We start from the raw sequence: 23,531 nt of genomic DNA on the forward strand, positions 1-23,531 counted from the left end.
ATGTTTGAAAAAATTAAGTCTATTTCATTTGATAAAGTTTCATACTATTCATTACTGTTATTTGCATTAACTCTACCATTATCAAAAGCAGCTATTAGCTTTTTTATATTTTGGTTTATTTTATTAATAATATTAAAAAAAGATTATAAAAATAGTTTTAATGTTTTAAAAGAGAATAAAATATTTTTATATATAGGATTAATAATTTTATATGGATTTATAAGTTCACTTTGGTCTGAATATGAAGAATATACATTTAAATTTTTAGGACACTATCTTTATTGGATTATTGTTCCAGCTATTGTGATTCTTACAAAAAAAGAGTGGTTATATAAAATTTTAAATGCTTTTTTAGTTGGAATGTTTATTAGTGAGATGATTTCATATGGAATTTATTTTGAGATTTTAACTGGATTTAATGGAGGACCTTCAAATCCATCACCATTTATGAGTACTATTCATTATAGTATCTTTTTGGCATTTACATCATTGGTGCTATTGTATAGATTTTTATTTGAAGATGAATCTTTAAAAGTTAAAGTTGTATTGTTTTTATTTTTCTTAATAACTACTACAAATTTAATGATTTCAACAGGAAGAACTGGTCAGCTAGCATTTTTTGTAACTTTATTTATAGTGTTTATAATAAAATATAGAGTATCTTTAAAAGCTATAATATTAAGTGTAGTTTTTGCTATAACAATATCTTTTGTGGCTTATAATAGTTTAGATTTATTCAAAAAAAGAGTTGATGCAGCTATTTCAGATGTTCATAAAGTAGTTTTAGAAAAAGATTTTGAAAGTTCTTGGGGAATAAGAGCTGGTTTTTGGGTTGTAACTTATGATGCATTTAAAGAATCTCCAATTTTTGGGCATGGATTAGGGGATCATAATTTTGTTGCACAAAGTATGATAGAAAAATATAAATATCCATATTTTTCAGAATTTGTTACAAAGTTTATTTCAGAAGCACATTTTCACAATCAATACTTGATGTTCTTAGCAGAGGGTGGACTTGTTGCATTATTTTTATTTTTATTGTTTTACTATAAGTTATATAAGTTAGAAATAGATGATATTGAGTTAAAACACATAAGTATTATAGGAATTACTGTTTTCATGGTATCTTTTATATCTGAACCACTTTTATACTGGAAATTTTCTCAGATTTTCTTTTTATTTATAGTTTCATTTACAATTGTTAGCTCTAAAAAAGATTTGAAAATATGATACAACTTCAAAAAGAGAAAATTGAAAGTATTTGTATAATAATGCTTGGATTACTTGGAGATGTTCTAATGCGAACACCAGTTATCAAAGAGATTAAAAAAATTTATCCAAATTCTAAAATATCAGTTATTGTAGATCCTATTGGTAAAGAAGTACTAATTAATAACGCAGATATTGATGAAATAATTGTTATTAATAGAAAAAAGAGAAATTATTTGAGGTACCTTTATAATAAATTAAAAGTTCAAATTCAAGTAATATATAAATATTTTGATTTGGTAATTGATTTGTATGGTGGTAGTTCATCTTATAATTTGACTAGATTAAGCTTAGCAAGATATCAAATAGGATTCAAGAAAGATAAGATTTGGACAAATAAAATTTTTTTTAAAGATGATTCAGAGTTAAATTTTAAAAATAAATATCATTTAACAAACAAATTATTTCAATTGTTAATATATTTTAATATTAAAATAGATACTTTAGATACAACTCCTGTGATGTATACAAACAAAATATCTGAGAATAGTATTAAAGAATATATGAAATCTTTTAAAAATAGTAATAATTATCTTATATCTTTAGGTTCAGGTGGAATTGAAAAAGTTTTAGATATTAAAGTAACTTTTGAGTTAATAAAATATATTTATGAAAATTATAATATGATACCAGCGATAGTTTTAAATCCTGGACAAGAGTATCTACAACAACAATTAATTAATGATTTTTTGATACCAAATAATATAGAACACATACAACTAAAATATTTATCAATAGAAGATTTAGCGGTTTTAATTAAATTAAGTAATTTTATCATTGTTCCAGATACTGGTCTTTATCATATAGCAGTAGCGAAAAATACTCCAATTTTTAGTGTTTTTACTTATACAAATCCAAAACTTGTAGAGCCTTTAAAAGGAATATATAAAATTGTTTTTCAAGAAGATAAAACGCTTTTTGAAAATAAAAATTTAGAATTAAAATTTGGTACAAAAGAAATAGAAATTTCAATAATAAAAGATAGTTTTGATGAGTTTTATAAAAAATTATATAAAGGTAAAAAATGATTAAATATATAAAAGCATTTAGAAAATATTTAAGAAATATAAAATATTTAATTAAAGAAGAAGTTTTATTTAAAGAACATTCTTCATTAATGATTTCAGATAGAATTGCTAATTTTAATAGGCAAAATAGTGTAAGAGATAAAAAAAAGGGGGGGGAGTAAAGGATTAAAAATTCTTATAACTTCTAAATTCTTTATGAGAAATTTTGGAGATAGGCTAGGATTCCACAATATTACTTTTTTACTATCATTTTTAGATAATGTTGAAGTTATTGATTATGATGATTTAGAAGAAACTATCAAAAGATCCATCTCAATATGATTTATTGATAATTGGAACAGGAAATAGCATTTATCATAAAATGATAAATAATGATTTTTATGAATATTTATCAAAAGCTAATAAAGTTGTTGGTATTTTTGGATTTCAATATTATCAAAAGCTATTAAAGAAAGAAAAACTATTTATTAAATGTATGAATAGATTTGATAATATTTTTTTAAGATATAAACAAGATATGGATTTTTTAAATGAAATTTATTTAAAAAATGATATTAAAATAAAGTATAATATAAATCATCTAGGAGATTGGTTGATTTTGCTATTTCCAAATACTATATGGTTTAATAATGATTGTCTTAATATCATATCAAAAGAACCATTTGTAAGAAATGCAATGGATTTGTATATTCAAGAAATACAAATGTATAGAATAGTTCATAGCAGTAGATTACATACACTATTGTGTGCTTTATGCTCAGCAGAAATGGTTTCTTATGAAGAGCAATATGAGAAAGATTGTACTGAAAAATCAGGAAAATTCGAAGGCTTATTAAATGATATTTTTAGTACAAACTTTAAAGAAAAAGAGTTATTTATAGTTGATAGAAAAAGTGTAAATAATTATAGATTATTAGTTTCTAATAATTTTGATGAATTAAAAAAATATTTTAATTTATTATCAACTAGCATTAAAATCATGTAATATTATATAAATTTAAATAATATATTTTAAATATAAATTAAAAGGCTTTTAGCTAAAATATTACCCATTTTAAAAAAGGAAAGCCTTTGTCAAAGTTTAAATTAGAGGTAAATGAAGAGTTTAAGACTCTTAAAAATTTCGTAAAAAATATAAAAATCTTTTTCCAAAAAAACAACAATACAATTCATAAAGCAAGAAATGAGATAAAAGTTATAAATTATGAGAATAGAGATTTTGTAGTAAAGTCTTTTAAGGTCCCCCACATAATTAATAAATTCGTATACACTTTTTTTAAAAGCTCAAAAGCTAAGAAATCTTACGACTATGCTTTAAAGATTGAGAAGTTTACACCAAAACCTATTGGATATATTGAGTTTTATGAGAATTTTTTAATCAATGATAGCTATTTTGTTAGTGAAAAATTTGATTATGATTTTACTATTAGAGAGCCACTTTTAGATATAAACTTTCCAAATAAAAATGAAATATTTAAAGCATTTGCAAAATTTACATTTGATTTACACGAAAATGGAATTTATCATTTAGATTACAGTCCTGGAAATATTTTAATAAAAAAAGAGAATGGTAATTTTATTTTTAAAATAGTTGATATAAATAGAATGAAATTTTTTGATTTAGAACTAAGTGATAGACTTAAAAACTTTTCAAAACTTTGGGCAAAAGATGAAGATTTGGAAGTTATCATAAAAGAGTATGCAAGGTTTTTACAAAAAAATGAAAAAGAGTTAGTTTCTAAAGCTTTAGATTTTTCTCATAAACATAAAGCAAAAATAAATTTTAAAAAAAGATTAAAAGGAAAAAAAATTGTTGATTAGTATTATGTATCATCATGTAAATAGTGATAGATGTTCAAATGATTTATCAATTTTTGAAGAGCATCTAAAATATATAAAAAACAATTTTAAAACTATTTTTCCAGGTGAAAAAGCAAATCAAAAAAGTGTTTGTTTGACTTTTGATGATGCTTATGCTGATTTTTATTTTTTAATTTTTCCACTTTTGAAAAAATATAATTTAAAAGCACTTTTAGCTATTCCTTCAAAATATATTTTAGATGATACAGAGCAAACAGCAGAAAATAGAATGAATTTTGAGCATAATGATTTATTTGAAAATTATCAAAAAGCTACATTTTGTACATATAAAGAATTGAAAGAGATGAAAGAGAGTGGATTAGTTGTTTTTGGTTCACACTCTCATTCACATATAAATTTACTTGAAGTTGATGTTGATTTAGATTTGGAATTAAGAGTTTCAAAAGAGATTTTAGAAGAGAAGTTAAATACAAAAATAGAGAGTTTTGTATTCCCTTTTGGAAAATACAATCAAAATATTTTAAAAGAAGCAAAAAAATACTATAAATACAATTTTAGAATTGGAAATGCAATACATAAAGATTTTAGTGGAATTAATGGAGCAATTTATAGAATTGATGGTGATAGTTTAAAAACTCCTGATGAAATATTTAAAACTACAAAACTATTAAAATATAAATTTAAAGGTTTATTAAAAAGATTAGGTAAAAAATGAATATTAGTGTAGTTATGTTAGCAAAAAACAATGAAAAAACTATAGAAAATAGTTTAAAAAGCTTAGTTGAGTTTAATGATGTTGTTGTTTATGATAATGGTTCAACAGATGAAACTATAAATATTGCAAAAAAGTTTCCAAATGTAAATTTAATACAAGGTGATTTTAAAGGTTTTGGCTGGACAAAAAATCATGCAGCTTCTTTTGCTACAAATGATTGGATTTTAATAATTGATAGCGATGAAGTAGTTGATGTAGAGCTTTTAGCAGAGTTAAAAAATAAAAAACTGGATGAAAAAACAGTTTATAAGTTAAATTTTAAAGCTTTTTACAAAGATATTCAAGTAAAACATTGTGGGTGGAATAATCAAAAAATCAAAAGATTGTATAATAAAAATGTAACTTCTTATAATTCAAATGATGTGCATGAGGATATTATAACTGATGGTTTAAATATAGAAGAGTTAAAAGGAAATGTTGAGCATTATAGCTATCATACAATCTCAGAATTTATAATTAAAGCAGACAGATACTCAACACTTTTTGCATCTAATAATGCGGGTAAAAAATCTTCAAGTCCTTTAAAAGCATTTTTCAATGGATTGTATTCATTTTTTAGAACATATATTTTAAAACAAGGTTTTAGGGATGGTTATGTTGGTTTGATTATTGCATATTCGCATATGGTTACAAACTTCTACAAATATATAAAACTTTATGAAGCAAATAAAGAGTTAAAAAAATGAACCTTTTAATCACAAGACACGACAAAATTGGTGATTTTTGCGTAACATTACCTCTTTTTAAAGCTATAAAAGAGCAATACCCCGCTACAAAACTAACAGCCCTTGTATCTAAAATAAATTTTGATTTTGCAAAGAGTTTAGATTTTATAGATGATGTGATTTTATATGATAAAAACGATTTAGAAAAAACACTTCAAACTATAAAAGATAAGAAATTTGATGCAAGTATCTCTTGCTTTATTGATACAACTTTAGGAAAAATTCTTTTCAAAAGTAGAATCAAAAAAAGAGTTGCTCCTGCAACAAAAATTGCACAAATATTTTTCAATATTAGGGTTAAACAAAGAAGAAGCAAGGTAGAAAAAACAGAGTGGCAATATAATCTTGATTTAGCAAAAGCTATTTTTCCTAGCCTAAAACTAGATTTTAAAAGACCACTTTTAAAGCTTGATGTACAAAAAGAGAAAAGAGTGATTTTTCATGCTGGTTTTGGTGGAAGTAGCGATGGAAATTTGAGCTTAGATGATTATTTAAATCTTGCTAGAAGCATTAAAGATAGTGAGTATGAAATAGTTTTTTCTTTTGGACCTGATGATGAAAAATCAAAAGAGTATATTGAATCAAAACTAGATTTCAAAGCTACAATTTATAACTCAAAAGGCACTTTGCTTGATTTTACAAAATATATTGCATCTTCAGCTCTTTTTGTAAGCACTTCAACAGGACCCATGCATCTAGCAGGTGCAACAAACTCAAAAACATTATCATTTTTTGGAGATAGTTTGTTTGCAAGTAGTAGAAGATGGGCAACTATAAGTGATGAAAAATATCAAAATAATTTTATGTTAAGTGCTGATTATTCAAAAGAAGATTATTTGAAAATAGAAAAAAGATTAGAGGAAATAATTAGTGAATAAATCGCCTTTTGTATGGGATTTGTATTCAGATCAACCCCATGTTATAAAAGATAGAGCTTTTAAAAAAGCTATGAGAAAAAAGCATAAAAAAGATTTTATAAAACTTATTATTACTTCACTTTTTATTTTACCTTTATCAATTATCTTTATGAAACTATTTCGTGGAAAAGTAGAAACTTCAAATCAAGAGTTTATTGGACTTGGAGTAAATTTAGATAAAGATGATGGTAAAAATACTCAGCAAGATTTAGTTGAAGAGTTGGGTGTAAAAAATCTAATCATTAGAGTTCCATTAACTGATATTTTAAATATTGACTCTTATGTAAGCTTTGCACAAAGTTTTAATTTAAAAACTCACAAAAACATCTTAATAAATATTATTCAAGATAGAGTAAATATTGAAAATCATGAAATCTTAGAGAAAAATTTAGATTTAATATTTGAAAAATTTAAAAATATTTCAAATGAGTTTCAAATAGGAACTACAATAAATAGACTGAAATGGGGATTTTTCAGTGTAGAAGATTTTTTTGATTTTTATAAAATTGCACAAAAACTAAAAGAGCAAAAATATCCAAATATTAAGCTTCTTGGACCATCTGTTATAGATTTTGAATACTACTACAACGCAAGAGCGATGTTTAATTTCCAAAATATAAAATATGATATAACTTCAGCACTACTTTATGTAGATAGAAGAGGCAAACCACAAAACACTCAGTATGGTTTTTTTAATACAAAAAATAAAATAGATATGCTTTTTTCACTTGTAAAATTAAGCCCAAAAACATCAAGTGATGAGATATATATTACAGAAGTAAACTGGCCACTATCAAACACAGCTCCATATGCACCTACAAGTGAAAAAGAGTGTGTAAGTTGTGAAGATTATACAAAATATATGTTGGATTATTTTAAAATAGCATGTGATTCAAAAAAAATAAAAAAAGTTTTCTGGCATCAACTAATTGCTCCTGGTTATGGTTTAGTTGATAACAGAGATGGAAAAATTTTAAAATACCCACAATTTTATGCTTTTAAGGAGATGTTAGAAAATGTTTAAAAATAGATATACACAAACTTTTACAGCAATCATTTTATCTTTGCTTATCCTATCTTCACTTAGAATATTTTTTTATTTTAAATATCAATATTTTTTTGAAGATTTAACATTTTATGAGACATTTATATCTTTTATATTTGGTTTAAGAGTTGATATTATTACTCTTTTTACATTTGTTGGAATATTTATTTTACTTCTTCTTTTACCTTTTAAATTTACATTCAATATTTATTATAGAGTTTTTTTAGCAATTTTATGGAGTTTAGTATTTATCTCTATTTTAGCTTTATGTATAGCAGATATTATATATTTTGAGTTTAGTCAAAGACATGTTTCAAATGAGCTTTTAAGCTTAGCAGATGATATGAATATAATATTTGATATGGCTTTTGGTTCACTAATTTACTACACTATAACATCATTTATTATATTTGCTTTTCTTATTTTTCTATATATTAAGATTTTTAAATCACCTTTGAAGAATCAATTTTTAAGAAAGAGAGACTATTTTTACTTTTTTTTAATTATTCTTATGTTGTTTGCAGGAATTAGAAATAGTTTTGAGAGAAAATCATTTGGAATTGTAGATGCTTATGCTGTTTCAAAAACTAGCTCAGGAGTTTTAGCTATAAATGGTTTTTACTCATTTTATAGAACTTTAGGTGTTTATAAAGGTGGTAAAAGAGTAAACTTAATGAATTTTGAGAAAGCACAGCCAATCGCAAAAGAGTTTTTAAAAAGTGATAAATTTATTTTTACAAATGATGATTATCCAGCACAAAGAGCTTTAAAAACAAAAGAGAATAGAAATCAATACAATATTGTTATAGTTTTGCTTGAGTCTTGGGGTGCTGAACATATTGATGGATTTACAAAATATAAAGAGTTAAATGTAACACCATATTTTAAAAAGCTCTCAAACCAAGGACTTAAATATACAAATTTCTATGCAAATGGTTATAGATCTATTTATGGAATAACATCAGTTTACACAGGAATAACTTTACCAGCTGGATTTCAATATTTAGGAAATGGTTTAGAACTTACAAACTTAAGCTATTTAGGACAAATAGCAAAACAAAACGGTTACTCAACACTTGCCGCACAAAGTTCAAATAGAAGATCATATAGAGTAGATTCAGTTTCATCACTGGCTGGTTTTGATGAGTTTTATGGAGCTGAAGATATGCCAAATGTTGAAGTTGTTGATCTTGGAAGAGAGCCAGATACAGGAACTTATGATTATAATATGTTCAATTTTATGCATAAAAAATTAAACACTACAAAAGAGCCTTTTCTAAGTTTTATGTTTACATCTACAAATCATAGCGATTTTCATCTTCCAAGTGCTAAATTTGAGAGATATCCTCACGATTTAAAGAACTATTACGGATATTTAAATAGTTTAATCTATGTTGATAATGCAATAGAGAGATTTATTGAGGGTGTTAAAAAAGAGCCTTGGTTTGATAATACTATTTTTATATTTACATCAGATCATGGAAGTGGAAATGCTTTGGGAAATATAGCAAAAGATTTAAGACCTGATGATAAGATAGTTTCTAATATAGAAGGTTATAGAGTTCCACTTTTAATATATGCACCAAAGATTTTTAAGCCAAAAAACATTGATATTTTAGGTTCACACAATGATATTAAACCTACAATTATTGATCTATTAGGGTTTGAAAATAGCTTTAGTTCAATGGGTAACTCTTTATTTGATGAGAGTTCTAAAAATAGATTTGTATATACTTTTGGTGGTGATCAAATAGGACTTATAAAAGATGATTGTTATATTATGTTTAATTATAAGAATATTACAAATTCTAGTTGCAAAGATGAGTTAAAAACTAAATTAGAAGAAGAACTAAAAGCTATTGATAGTTTTGAATCATACCTTTTAGATAAAAATAGATGGTTAAATATAAAAGAGTAGGGTTAAAAAATGGTTAAAACAATATTTATAGAGATTCCTTCGTGGCTTGGTGATGCAATTATGGCAACACCAGCTATACAAAATATAATAAAAACATATCCAGATGCTAAAATCATACTTTTAGGTTCATATGTATCTACACAAGCTTTTAGTAACTATCCAAATATTAAACAAATAATAATTGATGAGACAAAAAAAGAGAAAAATAGATATAAAGCTTTAATCAAATTAGCAAAAAATATTGGAAAAGTTGATTTAGCCATATCTTTTAGAAGAAGTATCTCATCAAAATTTATGATGTTTTTTATAAAGTCAAAAAAGAAGTTCAATTATAGAAGGCTTACAAAACAAGAGATTCATCTAGCTATTCGTTATAACGATTTTGTAAACAAAATTTTAAAAACAGATAATGAAGTAGGGGATTTAAAACTATATTTTACTCCATATAAATATCCTAAAAAAACATTAGGAATAAATCCAGGCGCCACTTATGGAAGTGCAAAAAGATGGTATCCCCAAGAGTTTGCAAAAGTTGCAATAACTTTAGCTTCAAAGTATGATATTGTAATTTTTGGAGGTCCAGCTGAAACAGATATTGCAAAAGATATTGAATATGAGTTGGTTAGACAAGGAGTGCGAAACTATCAAAATTTAGCTGGGAAGACGACTATTCCTGAACTTATTGAAAAAATAGCAGGTCTAAGTCTATTTATTACAAATGATAGCGGTCCTATGCATATAGCTGCTGCTTATAAAATTAAAACTATATCAATTTTTGGACCAACAAAATATAAAGAGACAAATCAGTGGAGAAATCCAGATGGAATCATTGTTACAAAAAACCTATCTTGTGCCCCTTGTATGAAAAGAGAGTGTCCATTAAAACATCATGATTGTATGAAGCAGATAAAAGCAAATGAGGTTTTAGAAGCTATTAGTTTGTTAGAAGATTAAATCTTCTAACAATTAATTACTTAACTCATTGTCAATAATTTGACAAATTGTGTGTGCAAAAAGAATATGCATCTCTTGAATTCTTGGTGTATCATTTGAAGGAACAACTAAATTTATATCACAAAGCTCATTCATAGCTCCACCATCCCTTCCTGTTAATCCTAAAGTTTTACATCCCATTTCTCTTGCAACTTTTAAAGCATTTATTACATTTTTACTATTTCCTGAAGTTGAAATTCCTATTAATAAATCGCCTTTTTGTGCCAATGCTTCAACTTGTCTATCAAAAACTCTATCATATCCATAATCATTTCCAATAGCTGTTAATGCACTTGTATCAGTTGTAAGAGCAATTCCAGGTAATCCTCTTCTTTCAGTTTTATATCTTCCTGTAAGCTCTGCTGCAATATGTTGCGCATCAGCTGCACTTCCACCATTTCCACAAAGTAAAATTTTATTCCCAGCTCTTAATGTTTCAACTGCAAGTTTTGAAGCCTCTAAAAGTGGCTCTTGCATAGTTTGTATAACTTTTGCTATTGTCTCTTGGTGAGCTAAAAACTCTTTAATTATTGCATTTTGCATTTTCATTTATCCTTTTTATTGTATTTGTTGTACTTTTACCATCTACAAATTGAACAAGTTTTAACTCATCTGCTATATCTTGTCCAACAACCTCTTTACCTTCATAATCTCCACCCTTTACCAAAACATGCGGTTTTATTAGTTTGATTAGTTCATAAGGTGTCTCTTCTTCAAAAATAACTACATAATCAACACTCTCTAAAGAAGCTAAAATATAGGCTCTATCATCTTGAGTATTTATTGGTCGGCTTGGACCTTTTAATTTTCTTACACTACTATCAGCATTTAATCCCAAAATTAAAACATCACCATAGCTTTTTGCCTCTTCTAAGTACTTAACATGCCCAACATGTAAAATATCAAAACAACCATTTGTAAATACTATTTTTTTACCTTGAGAGTGAAGTTTTTTTGCTAATTTCTCAATCTCATCAAATGTTTTTATATGGCTTGATGAACTTGATTTATTAAGTTGTGATTCATACTCATAAATCTCATCCAAAGTGGCAGTTGCACTTCCAATTTTTCCAACCACAACTCCAGCTGCAAGATTTGCAAAATATAGAGCCTTTTTAATATTAACTCCACAAGAAAGAGCAAATGTAATTGAAGCAATTACAGTATCTCCAGCTCCTGTTACATCAAAAACTTCTCTAGCTGCTGTTGGGCTTGTAAATAGCTCATCATCAAATATTGCAATTCCTTGCTCACTTAAAGTTATAAGTGAAACTTCCAAATTGCAATTTTGTTTTAAACTCTTTAGAGCTTCAATCAAAGATTTCTCATCTTTTATATCTATATTTGTAGCTTCCATAGCCTCTTTTTTATTTGGAGTTAATGTATAAGCACCTTTGTATTTACTAAAATCTTTACCTTTTGGATCTGCTAAAACTTTTATTTTATGTCTGTTTGCAAGTTTTATAATATCTTGAGTTAAAGTTGTAGTTAAAACACCTTTTTTATAATCAGATAAAATTATTGCACTATAATTTTTTATATTTTTCTCTAAAATCTCTAAAATTTTATTTGAACTATTTTTTGAAATCTCATCTACACTTTCACTATCATATCTTAAAACTTGTTGATTTGAAGCCATAAGACGGCTTTTTTTAGATGTTTTTCTTCCCTCTTCAACAACTAAATTATCAAAAGCTACACCAATATTTGAAAGTAAAGTTTTAAGTTCATTTGCAACACTATCATCACCAATTACACTAATAACTTCAACACTACTTCCAAGACTTACTAGATTATTGATTACATTTCCAGCTCCACCTAAAACTGAGTTCTCTTTTTTTACATTAACAATTTGAACAGGAGCTTCAGGTGAAATTCTATCGCATGATCCCCACAAATAGTGATCAATCATAAGATCACCAATAACTAAAATATTTGGTTTAAGACTAATATTTATCATTTAAGCTCTTCATTAAAAAGTCTAATAATCTCAGGAAGATAAGCTTTTATTCCATCTTCTAGGCTAAATCTTGGCTCATAATCTAAAAATTTCTTAGTAGTTTCAATATTTGCTTCTGTGAAAAATTGATAAGAACCAACATAAGGATTTATAATGTACTCTTTTCCATTATCAATTCCTAACTCTTCTTGCAAAATATTTACAATATCTTCAAAACTTCTAGCATTTCCTGTTCCTACATTATATACACCAGATTTTTGAGGTTCACAAGCTTTTATATTTGCTTGAATAATATCTTCAATATATATAAAATCTCTTAGAATTTTATCACTCCCTTCAAAAAGTTTTGGAGTGTGAGCTCTTAAAATTTGGTGCCCAAATTGAACTACCATTGAAGATGTCTTCTCTTTATAAAACTCTTTTGGTCCATAAACATTAAAATATTTAAGACCAACAATTGATATTGGAAGCTCTTGTTTTAGGTATTCATAAGTGATATTATCCATCATAACTTTACTAAATCCATAAACATTATTTGGTTTTTCAAATCCAACTTCAAACTTATCACTATCTCCATAAGTTGCAGCACTACTTGCATAAATCATATTAGCTTTATGTTTTATTGCAATTTTTAATAAATCTTCATAGGCATTTACATTTGTTTTTATCATAATGTCTTGCTCAATTGCTGTTGTATCAGATATTGCTGCTTGATGAAAGATATAATCAAATTTATAGTTTTTCTCTAAACTTTTTAAAAGTTTTTTATCATTTATATCGCCACTTATTACAACACCATTGAAGCCAACAAGATTTTTAAAGTGACCAAAACTTTTTAAGTTTCCATTTGAAAATCTCTCACCACTTCTAAAACAATCAAGTACTACAATTTTTGATTCAGGATAGTTTTTTTGAAAATAAAAAGCTAAGTTTGATCCAATAAATCCAGCTCCGCCTGTTATTAAAATTGTTTTTTTATTAAAATTTATATCTGTATATTTCATTTTTACTCCTTTATATATTTTAAACTATCAAATAAGCTATTAGCCACTAAAAAATCTTCACAATTTTTTTCATCTTTGCTTATTAAAATTTTGTTTTCTATTTTACCATTTTTTGCACACTCTATATCACTTTTTTTATCACCAATTAGCCAAGAGTTTTTTAAATCTATATCAAAATCTTTTAGTGATTCTAAGATCATTCCATCTTTTGGTTTTCTACACAAACAGTTATCTTCTGGTTTATGAGGGCAGTGATAAACTTTTAAAATATCAATCTTTTGTTTTTTGAACTCTTCAACCATATAATCTGTTAGAATTTCAAAATCCTCATTTGTATAAAATCCTCTACCAATTCCAGATTGATTTGTTACAACAATAATCTCATAACCAAAATCTAAAAACTTTTTACAAGCTTCAAAAACACCATCAACAAATTTAAAATCGCTAATCTTATAAACATACTCAAAATCTTCGTTTATAACTCCATCTCTATCAAGATAGATAATCTTTTTTTTCATTATAAAATCCTCTAAATTTAAGATTAAATAGTATCATAAAGCAGTTTTAACTATAATTATGACTTTAAAAAATAGGAAAAAATATGATAAACACAACTATATTTTATAAAACAGAAAATAGATTAATAAGTGAGATAAAAAAAAGAGATTATATTAAAGTTGTAAAAAATCCCTCAAAAATACTCAAACTTTTTGGCAAAAAAAAATATGCAGATATCTATTTTCATAGTGGAATTTTAGATGAAGATAGTGTTGATAAGATTAAAAATGCAAAATTTACAATTACAAACTCTTTTTCAAACTTAAATTTAATTGTAGAAAAAACAGAAATATCTAAAGATAAAATTGATGTTATCTATCCAAGTGTAGATTTAGAGTATAAAAAACCAAAAGAGATAAGAGAGAAATATAAAGAGAGATTTGATTTAACTATAAATACAAGATTAATTCTTTTTAGTGCAAAAAATTTTAAAAATTCAGGAATAAAAGAGTTTTTAGATATCTGTTCAAATCTATCTTATATAGATTTTAAACTTCTGATTTTGGGAAATAAACAACAACTAAATGCTTTGGAATTTTTGCTACCAAAGTATAAAAGTTTGGAATCAAAGATTATAAAGCTTGATGAGAGCAAAGATAGTTCAGATGAGATATTTTTATTGAGTGATATTTTTTTATTACCAACTCACAATAAAAATATAGCAAGTAGCGTAATAAAAGCTATGTTTTGCAAATGTGTAGTATTTGCTCCAATTAATAATGATATTAAAGAGATATTAGATATTTACGCAACAATGGATAGCCCAAGTGATCCAAGCACTCCTTTTAAAATAGATGGAGTTCTTTATGATTTAAATGAGTTAAAAAAGATTCAAAAAGAGAATAGAAAAATTGCAAAACAGATGAGTTTAGAGCAAAATGTTGCAAAATTTGATGATATTTTATTAAAAATTTAACTCTAACTTAAGAATTTTAAGGTAGAATACGCGAATATTTTTCACTAAAAAAAAGGAATAAGAAAATGGCAAGAAGATGTGCAATTTCAGGAAAAGGACCTATGGTTGGAAACAACGTAAGTCACGCAAAAAATAGAACAAAAAGAAGATTTTTACCAAATATTAGAACTATTAGAGTTATGACTGAAGATGGTTCAACTGTTAAGCTAAAAATTTCTGCAAAAGAGCTAAGAACTCTTAAAAAACACTCTTAATAGTATAGCAAAAGTGCTTAGATGAGCATTTTTACTAATATTAAAAAAATATTAGGCTGGGAACTTTCAAGTTCAAAGCCTCAATATGATTTAAACTCTGTAATTTATTCAAAACTAAAACCACTAAGATTACCCTTAATAATTATTCAGCTTCTTATGATGATAGGAGTGTTGGGTTATGTCTACTTTGAAGATTATTCAATTATGCATGCAATATTTCAAACATCTTACACAATTACAAATACTGGTTTTGGAGCATTAAATGAATCAAACTTTAAAAATGAGACTATATTTTTTACTGTTTTTTTAATGATTGCTGGTTTCTCTAGTTTTATTTTTGGAGTTGGGGTTATAATTGATGTTTTTACAAATGGAAATTTAAGAGCTTTATTGAAGGAGAGAAAGATGCTTTATAAAATAGCAAGATTAAGAAAACATTTTGTGCTTTTTTATCACAATGAATATACAGCACAAGTTGCTAAACAGTTTAGAGAGAATCATATACCTTTCGTGGTTGTTGATCCAAGTGATAATATAGAAGAGATAGCTAGAGAGAATAAATATCCATATTTTATAAAAGATGAGCCATATCAAGAGAGTGCATTTTTCAAATCACATTTAAGCTCTGCAAAAGGAGCTATATCTTTATCAAAAAATATCTCTGACAATATTACTTTAATAGCATCTGTAAGGCTTTATGAAAAAGAGTTAGGACGAAGTCCATTTTTAATAATATCAAATGCAGAGACTAGAAATGAAAAAATTAGGCTTCAAAAACTTGGAGCTGATAAGGTTGTAGCAACACCTTCATTAATGGCAAAAAGAGTAAGTGCAATTGCTATGAGTCCTGATATGGAAAATATTTTGGATGAGTTTTTATATAAAAAAGATAGCCCAATTACTATGGAAGAGATCCTTATAAAAGAGGATGCTTGGAGTATAGGAAAAGAGCTAAAAGAGCTTGATTTAAGAGAAAAACTAAGTATATCTGTTATTGGAATAACTGAAGAGAGTGGAGCTTTTATACAACTTCCAAAAGGAAATAAAGTAATAAATAAAAACTCAAAACTACTTCTTGTTGGTTCACAAAAAGGTATTACTAGAGCAAAAAGAGTATTAAATTTAATTAATCAACCAAAGGAGTTATAAAAATGTTTACTATTTTACCAATAAAAGGTTATATTGACCAAATAGATGGTTTTTATTGTGATGGAATTCATATTGGTCTTAAACCAAATGGTAATAATGATTTAGGTTTTATTTACACAAAAGAGCCTTGTACAGTTGCTGCAATTTTTACTAATAATAAATTTCAAGCAGCACCTTTAAAACATTTTTTGGCTTATGAAAAAGGTTTTAAAACAAACTTTGTACTTATAAATTCAAAAAATGCAAATGCATTAACAGGTAAAAAAGGTATTGAAGATATAGATAACCTTTTCTCTGAATTAAATTTTGGTGATGATAAATTGATTAATCCAGTTATGAGTAGCACAGGTGTTATTGGAAATAGATTACCAATTGAAAAATTGGTAAATGGTGCAAAAAAATTTAATTTAAAATCTAAAAATGGTGAAAATTTAAGCAAAGCAATTATGACAACAGATGCATACTCTAAAAGTTGTTTATATGAAGTTAAACTTGAAAATGGAAAATCATTTAAAATAGGTGCTGTCGCAAAAGGTGCTGGAATGATAAATCCAAATTTAGCAACAATGCTTTGTTTTATCTGTACAGATGCAGCAGCTCCTTATGAAGATATAGAAGAGGCTTTAAAGATAAACTCTCATACAACATTTAATGCAATCTCTGTAGATGGTGATACATCTACGAATGATACTGTTATGGTTTTGGCAAATAGTAAATCAAATGTTTATGAAAAAGATGCTTTTAGTGAAGCTTTAAGATTAGTTATGCACGATATGGCTATGTTAATGGTTGCAGATGGTGAGGGTGCAAAAAAAGTTGCAGCTTTTGAAGTTGTAAATGCAGCAAATGACAAAGAGGCTGAAATTGCTGCAAAAGCTTTATCAAACTCTCTATTAGTAAAAACAGCTCTGTTTGGAGAGGACCCAAATTTTGGAAGAATAGCTTCAACAATTGGAGCTTCACAAGTTACTTGTGATGATGAGAAACTTGTAATTTCATATAATGATGTAGTTGTATTTAATAAAGGTGAAATCTGCTTTGATGCTACAATTGAAGCAAAAGCAGCAGATGTTTTAAAAAAAGATAAATATAAAATAATTTGCGATTTAGGAGTTGGTAGTGGAAAATTCACAGCTTATGGTTGTGATTTGGGTTATAAATATGTAGAGATAAACGCGGATTATAGAAGTTAATTTTAAGAACTCTTTTTATATAATCCCTTTTAAAATTTTTAACAAGGATAGAGAATGCTTCACGAACATAGAGATGCAATTGCTGAATTAAGACAAAAAGATACTCACTTTTTAAGAGTGTTTGAAAAACACAATGAGTTGGATCATGAAATTATTAATCTTGAGAATGCTCACGCAGATCAATTTTTAATAGATACAAAGAAAAAAGAGAAGCTTAAACTTAAAGATGAAATTTACGCAATGATCGTAAAATATAAAGCTGAAAAATAGTTTCTATTTTATTTTGCTAAAGGGAAGATAGAGAGTCTATCTTCCCTTTTTTAATTGTAATAAAGCAAAGCTAAGTGAAACTTAGATACAATCAAACCAATTTTTTAGTGTAAAGGCCTTAGTTTATGGAAAACCTTTTTGAAAATCAAGATATTATAGATATCAATATTGAAGATAGTGTAAAAACTTCATATTTAGACTACTCTATGAGTGTTATTATTGGTCGGGCATTACCCGATGCAAAAGATGGTTTAAAACCTGTTCATAGAAGAATACTCTATGCAATGCATGATTTAAATCTTACATCAAAAGTTGCTTATAAAAAATCAGCAAGAATTGTTGGAGATGTAATTGGTAAGTACCATCCACATGGAGATACTTCTGTTTATGATGCACTTGTAAGAATGGCTCAAGACTTCTCTATGAGAGCACCACTTGTTGATGGTCAAGGAAACTTTGGTTCTATTGATGGTGATAGTGCAGCTGCTATGAGATATACAGAAGCTAGAATGACAAGAATAGCTGAAGAGGTTTTACGAGATTTAGATAAAGATACAGTAAATTTTGTACCAAATTATGATGATACAATGAGAGAACCAGCTGTTTTACCAACAAGAGTTCCAACACTTCTATTAAATGGAAGCGAAGGTATTGCTGTTGGAATGGCAACAAAAATTCCACCTCATAATCTTGGTGAGCTATTAGATGCAATTTTGCATTTAATCGATAATCCAACTGCTGAAGCAATAGATTTAATGGAGTTTATTCAAGGTCCAGATTTCCCAACAGGTGGAACTATATTTGGAAGACGAGGAATAATTGATGCTTATACAACAGGGCGTGGAAGAGTAAAAATTAGAGCAAAACATCATATAGAGTCAAAATCAAAAAAAGATGTTATTGTAATTGATGAGTTACCATATCAAGTAAATAAAGCTAGATTAATAGAACAAATTGCTGATTTAGCAAAAGATAAGCAAATCGAAGGAATTTCAGAAGTTAGAGATGAATCTGATAGAGATGGTATTAGAGTTGTAATTGAACTTAAAAAAGATGCAATGGCAGAAATTGTGTTAAATAATCTTTATAAATCAACTCCAATGGAGACAACTTTTGGAATTATTCTTTTAGCTGTTTATAATAAAGAGCCAAAAGTATTTAATCTTCCAGAGATTTTAAATATTTTCTTATCTCATAGAAAAACTGTAATTATAAGAAGAACAATTTTTGATTTAGAGAAAGCAAAAGCAAGAGCACATATCTTAGAAGGTCTTAAAATTGCTGTTGATAATATTGATGAAGTTGTAAGAATTATTAGAGCTAGTGCAAATGACCAAGAGGCAAAAGATAATCTATCTTCAAGATTTGGTTTAAGTGCAATTCAAGCACAAGCAATTTTGGATATGAGACTTGGAAGATTAACAGGTCTTCAAAGAGATAAATTAGAGGCTGAATATCAAGAGTTAATGATTTTAATTGATCAATTAGAGCTTATTTTAAGAAGTGAAGATAGATTAAATGAGATTATAAAAGAGGAGCTAAATGAGATTAAAGAGAAGTTCTCAAATCCTAGACGAACTGAGATTGAAGACTCTTATGATGAGATTGATGTAGAGGATTTAATTCCAAATGAACCAATGGTAGTTACTATTACTCACAATGGTTATGTAAAAAGAGTTCCTATAAAATCTTATGAGAGACAAAAAAGAGGTGGAAAAGGTAAAGTTGCAGTTACAACTCACGATGATGACTTTATTGAAAGATTCTTTGTAAGTAACACTCACGATACACTAATGTTCGTTACAAATATGGGACAACTTTATTGGTTAAAAGTTTATAGAATCCCAGAAGGAAGCAGAACTGCAAAAGGTAAAGCAGTTGTAAACTTAATCAACTTAAGAGCTGATGAGAAGATTATGGCAATTATTCCAACAAGTGATTTTGATGAAGCTAAATCTTTAACATTCTTTACAAAAAATGGTATTGTAAAAAGAACTAGTCTATCTGAGTTTAGTAATATTAGAAGCAATGGTGTAAGAGCTATTGTTTTAGATGATGATGATGAGATAGTAACAGCAAAAATTGCAACAGTTGATACAAAATATTTAATGGTATTTACAAGTCTTGGTCAATGTATTAGATTTGAAGTTGATAAGGCAAGAGAGCAAGGAAGAAGTACAAGAGGAGTTAGAGCTATTAAATTTAAAATTGATAGTGATATTGTTGTTGATGCTGAGATTATTGATAGTGAAGATCAAGAGATTTTAACTGTTTCTGAAAAAGGAATAGGAAAACGAACTACAGTTGAAGAGTATAGACTTACAAACAGAGCTGGAAGTGGAGTTATTGCGATGAAATTATCACCAAAAACAGGAAATGTTATAGGTGAAGTTTTAGTTGATGATACTCAAGATTTAATGCTTTTAACTTCTATTGGAAAAATGATTAGAGTTGATATGCAAACAATTAGAAAAGCTGGAAGAAATACAAGTGGCGTGATAATTGTAAATATGGATAAAGATGATAAAGTTGTATCTATTGCAAAATGTCCAAAAGAGGATGAAGAGATTGAGCTTGATGAGTTTGGAAATGTAATTAGATACAATGAAGATGGTGATATTATAGATAATCAAACACAACTACAAAGTGAATCAAATAATATTTTTGGAAATGATTTAGAAGATAAAGAGGAAGAGTAAAATGAGAAAGTTTAATGTTGCAGTTGTAGGAGCAACGGGAGCTGTTGGAGAAGAGATATTTAGAGTTATGGAAGAGCTTAAATTTCCTGTAAATAAAGTTATTCCATTAGCAAGTGCTAGAAGTGCTGGTTCAACAATTAATTTTTTAAATAAAGAGTTTACAGTTTTAGAGTTAACTGAAACTGTTTTTGAAGAACAAGAGGTTGAGATTGCATTTTTTTGTGCAGGTGGAAGTATCTCTGAAAAATTTGCAAAATTTGCAGTAGAAGCAGGAGCTGTTGTTATTGATAATACAAGTCACTTTAGAATGGATCCAAAAGTTCCACTTGTAGTTCCTGAAGTTAATCCAGATGATATTGGACTTTGGAGAGAAAGTGGAATAATTGCAAATCCAAATTGTTCAACAATTCAAATGGTTCAAAGCTTAAAACCGCTTGATGATTTATATGGAATAAAAAGAGTTGATGTATCAACTTATCAAGCAGTTTCAGGTGCTGGAAAATCTGGAATGGAAGAGTTAGTAAAACAGATGCAAGATTTCTTTGCATTTAGATTAGATGAAACAGAGATAAAAGCGTTTGCACACCAAATAGCACTTAATGTAATTCCACAAATTGATGTTGCCATGGAAAATGGATTTACAAAAGAAGAGATGAAAATGGTAAATGAGACTCAAAAAATTATGCACAAAAACTTTGAAGTTGCAGCAACATGTGTGCGAGTTCCAGTTTTAAGATCTCATAGTGAATCTTTAACAGTTACATTTAATGACGATGTTGATGTGAATGTGGATGAAGTAAGAAGTGCATTAGAGAATTTTGAAAATGTAAAAGTAATTGATGATTTACCAAATAAAAAATACCCAATGCCAATAATCTCAACAGATACAGACTACACTTATGTAGGAAGAATTAGAAAAGATGTTTATGCATCAAATATTGTTCACTACTTTAATGTTGCTGATCAAGTAAGAGTTGGAGCTGCTACAAATGCAGTTAGAATTGGTTTAAAATGGATAGAAATGGAAAGTGACATCTAAAGTGTTAGAAAAATTCATTGAAAATGCTCTTTGGAAAAGTAGATTTATAGTAATTCTTGCTGTTGTTTTTGGTTTTATGGGTTCTGTAATTTTATTTATTGTTGCAAGCATTGATGTAATTAATGTAGCAAAGTTCATTTTTACAACATTCATTGAAGGGACGCATCCTGAGCATTTTCATGAAGATATTGTCGCTGGAATTATTGGAGCAGTTGATCTGTATTTAATAGCTGTTGTATTGTTGATATTTTCTTTTGGAATTTATGAGCTATTTATTTCAAAAATAGATGCGGCTTGTACTCCAGAAGATTGTAACTCTATTTTAAATATTAGCTCACTTGATCAGTTAAAAGATAAAATAGCAAAAGTTATTATTATGGTTTTAGTAGTAAATTATTTTCAAAGAGTTTTGCATACAAAGTATGAAACACCACTTGAGCTACTATATTTTGCATTAGCAATAGTTGCACTTGCAGTTGGACTTTACTTTACAGGTAAAGTTGGAAAAAAATAAAAAGGATTTAAATTATGTCAAAAATTTTTGTAGAAGCATGTTTTAGAAGACCAACACCTTATACTCCAGTTTGGATGATGAGACAAGCAGGAAGATATTTAAAAGAGTATATGGAGGTTAGAGCAAAAGCTGGAAACTTTTTAAATCTTTGTCATAATCCAAAACTTGCTGCTGAAGTTACTATTCAGCCTCTTGATATTGTTGGAGTTGATGCCGCTATTTTATTTAGTGATATCTTAGTTATCCCAAATGAGATGGGAATGCATTTAGATTTTATTAAAGGCGAAGGACCAATTTTTAAAGATCCAATTAGAACTGAAGCGGATTTAGATAAATTAATTGGTGGCGAAGAAGCTGCTTCAAGATTAACTTATGTTTATGAAACAATTGCACTTTTAAAACAACAACTGCCTAAAGATAAAGCACTTATTGGATTTACAGGAGCACCTTGGACGCTTGCAACTTATATGATAGAAGGGCAAGGAACTAAAACATATAATCTTTGCAAAAAAATTATGTACTCAAATCCAGAATTTTTACATAAAATTCTAAGAAAATTAACAGATATTATAAAACTATATTTAGAAAAACAAATTCAATCTGGTGCAGATGTTGTTCAAATATTTGATTCATGGGCATCTGCAATTGAACCTGGTCGTTATGATGAATTCTCTTGGAAATATATGGTTGAAATTGCAGAGTATATAAAAGAGAAGTATCCTCATATTCCAGTTATTATGTTTCCAAAAGGAGTTGCTGCATTTATTGAAAGAGGACTTGTTTATGGAAACTTTGATGTGTTTGGAGTAGATTGGGGAACACCAATGGCAATGGCTAAAGAGAAACTTGGAAGTAAATATGTACTTCAAGGGAATATGGAACCGTGTAGATTGTACTCTAAAGAAGAGACTACAAAATGTGTTGAAGCAATTCAAAATGTTATGAAAGGTGAGGGGCATATATTTAATTTAGGTCATGGAATACTTCCAGATGTACCAGTTGAAAATGCAATTCACTTTGTAAAAGAGTGTCAAAGAGTTAGTAAAAAGTAGATAAATAGTAGCTATTTGAGAGTTTTTTTATAAATTTTGAAATTTATTGAAAAAACTCTTGACAAATCTTTTTATTTTTACTATAATTCCACCCCATTAACGGATAAAGAAAGATTCCGGCATAGCTCAGCGGTAGAGTAGATGACTGTTAATCATTTGGTCCCTGGTTCGATCCCAGGTGCCGGAGCCACTTCTTTTGTTTAATGTTTTAATTTCCGGCATAGCTCAGCGGTAGAGTAGATGACTGTTAATCATTTGGTCCCTGGTTCGATCCCAGGTGCCGGAGCCATTTTATAATTTTTTTAAAAATTAAGATCTTTAAAAGTATGATTAGACGGTTTAAGAAGAATGTAATCTTTATAAACTGAATATGAGAAATGTTAAAAAAATATTATGAAGAAACAAGTATAAGTAAAATTATAACTTGTCTAT

24 protein-coding genes and 2 tRNA genes are annotated in these 23,531 nt (G+C 27.4%); 22 read left to right on the plus strand and 4 right to left on the minus strand.

Annotated features, from left to right (window positions below):
- The 11 genes from CRU94_RS08905 to CRU94_RS08950 all read left to right on the plus strand — a co-directional run bounded on the left by CRU94_RS08905 (position 1) and on the right by CRU94_RS08950 (position 10,452).
- Positions 1 to 1,230 carry an O-antigen ligase family protein gene (locus CRU94_RS08905; RefSeq protein WP_129106428.1) on the plus strand — a complete coding sequence of 410 codons (1,230 nt, stop codon included), beginning with the start codon at positions 1 to 3 and terminating at the stop codon, positions 1,228 to 1,230.
- Positions 1,227 to 2,297 carry a glycosyltransferase family 9 protein gene (locus CRU94_RS08910; RefSeq protein ID WP_129106429.1) on the plus strand — a complete coding sequence of 357 codons (1,071 nt, stop codon included), beginning with the start codon at positions 1,227 to 1,229 and terminating at the stop codon, positions 2,295 to 2,297. Before CRU94_RS08905 ends, CRU94_RS08910 begins: the two co-directional genes overlap by 4 nt.
- A complete protein-coding gene (locus CRU94_RS09625; protein ID WP_164966583.1) occupies positions 2,294 to 2,458 on the plus strand; it encodes a hypothetical protein in 165 nt (54 codons plus the stop codon). Before CRU94_RS08910 ends, CRU94_RS09625 begins: the two co-directional genes overlap by 4 nt.
- Before the next feature lie 200 nt (positions 2,459 to 2,658).
- Entirely contained in the window at positions 2,659 to 3,282 is a 624-nt protein-coding gene (locus CRU94_RS08915; protein WP_129106430.1) for a hypothetical protein, read from the plus strand.
- A gap of 86 nt (positions 3,283 to 3,368) precedes the next feature.
- Positions 3,369 to 4,118, plus strand: coding sequence for a hypothetical protein (locus tag CRU94_RS08920; RefSeq protein WP_129106431.1), 750 nt, complete (start codon positions 3,369 to 3,371; stop codon positions 4,116 to 4,118).
- Positions 4,108 to 4,833: a polysaccharide deacetylase family protein gene (locus tag CRU94_RS08925; RefSeq protein WP_258237442.1), complete on the plus strand. Its 726-nt coding sequence runs from the start codon at positions 4,108 to 4,110 to the stop codon at positions 4,831 to 4,833. Before CRU94_RS08920 ends, CRU94_RS08925 begins: the two co-directional genes overlap by 11 nt.
- Positions 4,830 to 5,579, plus strand: coding sequence for a glycosyltransferase family 2 protein (locus CRU94_RS08930; RefSeq protein WP_129106432.1), 750 nt, complete (start codon positions 4,830 to 4,832; stop codon positions 5,577 to 5,579). The genes CRU94_RS08925 and CRU94_RS08930 overlap by 4 nt, the downstream gene beginning before the upstream one ends.
- A complete protein-coding gene (locus tag CRU94_RS08935) occupies positions 5,576 to 6,496 on the plus strand; it encodes a glycosyltransferase family 9 protein (protein ID WP_129106433.1) in 921 nt (306 codons plus the stop codon). Before CRU94_RS08930 ends, CRU94_RS08935 begins: the two co-directional genes overlap by 4 nt.
- Positions 6,489 to 7,559: a hypothetical protein gene (locus tag CRU94_RS08940; protein WP_129106434.1), complete on the plus strand. Its 1,071-nt coding sequence runs from the start codon at positions 6,489 to 6,491 to the stop codon at positions 7,557 to 7,559. The genes CRU94_RS08935 and CRU94_RS08940 overlap by 8 nt, the downstream gene beginning before the upstream one ends.
- Positions 7,552 to 9,498: an LTA synthase family protein gene (locus CRU94_RS08945; RefSeq protein WP_129106435.1), complete on the plus strand. Its 1,947-nt coding sequence runs from the start codon at positions 7,552 to 7,554 to the stop codon at positions 9,496 to 9,498. Before CRU94_RS08940 ends, CRU94_RS08945 begins: the two co-directional genes overlap by 8 nt.
- A 9-nt stretch (positions 9,499 to 9,507) precedes the next feature.
- Complete coding sequence (locus CRU94_RS08950) at positions 9,508 to 10,452, plus strand: glycosyltransferase family 9 protein (protein WP_129106436.1); 945 nt, start codon at positions 9,508 to 9,510, stop codon at positions 10,450 to 10,452.
- A 12-nt stretch (positions 10,453 to 10,464) separates the two neighbouring features.
- Here the strand turns inward: CRU94_RS08950 and gmhA are convergent, their stop codons facing one another.
- From gmhA to gmhB, 4 genes are read right to left on the minus strand one after another with little or no spacing between them, the layout of a single operon-like run.
- Positions 10,465 to 11,034 carry a D-sedoheptulose 7-phosphate isomerase gene (gmhA, locus tag CRU94_RS08955; protein ID WP_129106437.1) on the minus strand — a complete coding sequence of 190 codons (570 nt, stop codon included), beginning with the start codon at positions 11,032 to 11,034 and terminating at the stop codon, positions 10,465 to 10,467.
- Positions 11,015 to 12,451: a D-glycero-beta-D-manno-heptose-7-phosphate kinase gene (gene rfaE1 / locus CRU94_RS08960; protein ID WP_129106438.1), complete on the minus strand. Its 1,437-nt coding sequence runs from the start codon at positions 12,449 to 12,451 to the stop codon at positions 11,015 to 11,017. Before rfaE1 ends, gmhA begins: the two co-directional genes overlap by 20 nt.
- A complete protein-coding gene (rfaD, locus tag CRU94_RS08965) occupies positions 12,448 to 13,455 on the minus strand; it encodes an ADP-glyceromanno-heptose 6-epimerase (RefSeq protein WP_129106439.1) in 1,008 nt (335 codons plus the stop codon). Before rfaD ends, rfaE1 begins: the two co-directional genes overlap by 4 nt.
- 2 nt (positions 13,456 to 13,457) lie before the next feature.
- On the minus strand, positions 13,458 to 13,973 hold the full coding sequence (gene gmhB / locus CRU94_RS08970; protein WP_258237443.1) for a D-glycero-beta-D-manno-heptose 1,7-bisphosphate 7-phosphatase: 516 nt from the start codon (positions 13,971 to 13,973) through the stop codon (positions 13,458 to 13,460).
- Positions 13,974 to 14,056: 83 nt separating this feature from the next.
- On the opposite strand from gmhB, the gene CRU94_RS08975 reads away from it, so the two are divergent.
- The 11 genes from CRU94_RS08975 (at position 14,057) to CRU94_RS09025 (ending at position 23,388) form a co-directional block, all read left to right on the plus strand.
- Positions 14,057 to 14,929 carry a glycosyltransferase gene (locus CRU94_RS08975; protein WP_258237444.1) on the plus strand — a complete coding sequence of 291 codons (873 nt, stop codon included), beginning with the start codon at positions 14,057 to 14,059 and terminating at the stop codon, positions 14,927 to 14,929.
- Between the two features lie 65 nt (positions 14,930 to 14,994).
- On the plus strand, positions 14,995 to 15,183 hold the full coding sequence (gene rpmB, locus CRU94_RS08980) for a 50S ribosomal protein L28 (protein WP_066159543.1): 189 nt from the start codon (positions 14,995 to 14,997) through the stop codon (positions 15,181 to 15,183).
- Positions 15,184 to 15,204: 21 nt separating this feature from the next.
- Positions 15,205 to 16,332 (plus strand): potassium channel family protein, encoded by a 1,128-nt coding sequence (locus CRU94_RS08985; protein WP_129106441.1) that lies wholly within the window; start codon positions 15,205 to 15,207, stop codon positions 16,330 to 16,332.
- A 2-nt stretch (positions 16,333 to 16,334) separates the two neighbouring features.
- A complete protein-coding gene (gene argJ, locus CRU94_RS08990) occupies positions 16,335 to 17,525 on the plus strand; it encodes a bifunctional glutamate N-acetyltransferase/amino-acid acetyltransferase ArgJ (RefSeq protein ID WP_129106442.1) in 1,191 nt (396 codons plus the stop codon).
- Between the two features lie 54 nt (positions 17,526 to 17,579).
- Positions 17,580 to 17,795, plus strand: coding sequence for a YdcH family protein (locus tag CRU94_RS08995; protein ID WP_129106443.1), 216 nt, complete (start codon positions 17,580 to 17,582; stop codon positions 17,793 to 17,795).
- Between the two features lie 125 nt (positions 17,796 to 17,920).
- Positions 17,921 to 20,494: a DNA gyrase subunit A gene (gene gyrA, locus CRU94_RS09000; RefSeq protein ID WP_129106444.1), complete on the plus strand. Its 2,574-nt coding sequence runs from the start codon at positions 17,921 to 17,923 to the stop codon at positions 20,492 to 20,494.
- Between the two features lies 1 nt (position 20,495).
- On the plus strand, positions 20,496 to 21,533 hold the full coding sequence (locus CRU94_RS09005; protein WP_129106445.1) for an aspartate-semialdehyde dehydrogenase: 1,038 nt from the start codon (positions 20,496 to 20,498) through the stop codon (positions 21,531 to 21,533).
- Between the two features lies 1 nt (position 21,534).
- A complete protein-coding gene (locus CRU94_RS09010; protein WP_129106446.1) occupies positions 21,535 to 22,047 on the plus strand; it encodes a YqhA family protein in 513 nt (170 codons plus the stop codon).
- Positions 22,048 to 22,061: 14 nt separating this feature from the next.
- On the plus strand, positions 22,062 to 23,099 hold the full coding sequence (hemE, locus tag CRU94_RS09015) for a uroporphyrinogen decarboxylase (RefSeq protein WP_129106447.1): 1,038 nt from the start codon (positions 22,062 to 22,064) through the stop codon (positions 23,097 to 23,099).
- Between the two features lie 115 nt (positions 23,100 to 23,214).
- Positions 23,215 to 23,289: transfer RNA gene (locus CRU94_RS09020), tRNA-Asn, on the plus strand.
- 24 nt (positions 23,290 to 23,313) lie between these two features.
- A tRNA-Asn gene (locus tag CRU94_RS09025) sits at positions 23,314 to 23,388 on the plus strand.
- Positions 23,389 to 23,531: the final 143 nt, after the last annotated feature.

Origin of the sequence: Arcobacter sp. AHV-9/2010 (genome assembly GCF_004116575.1) — a bacterium.
Classification (GTDB): Bacteria; Campylobacterota; Campylobacteria; order Campylobacterales; family Arcobacteraceae; genus Aliarcobacter; species Aliarcobacter skirrowii.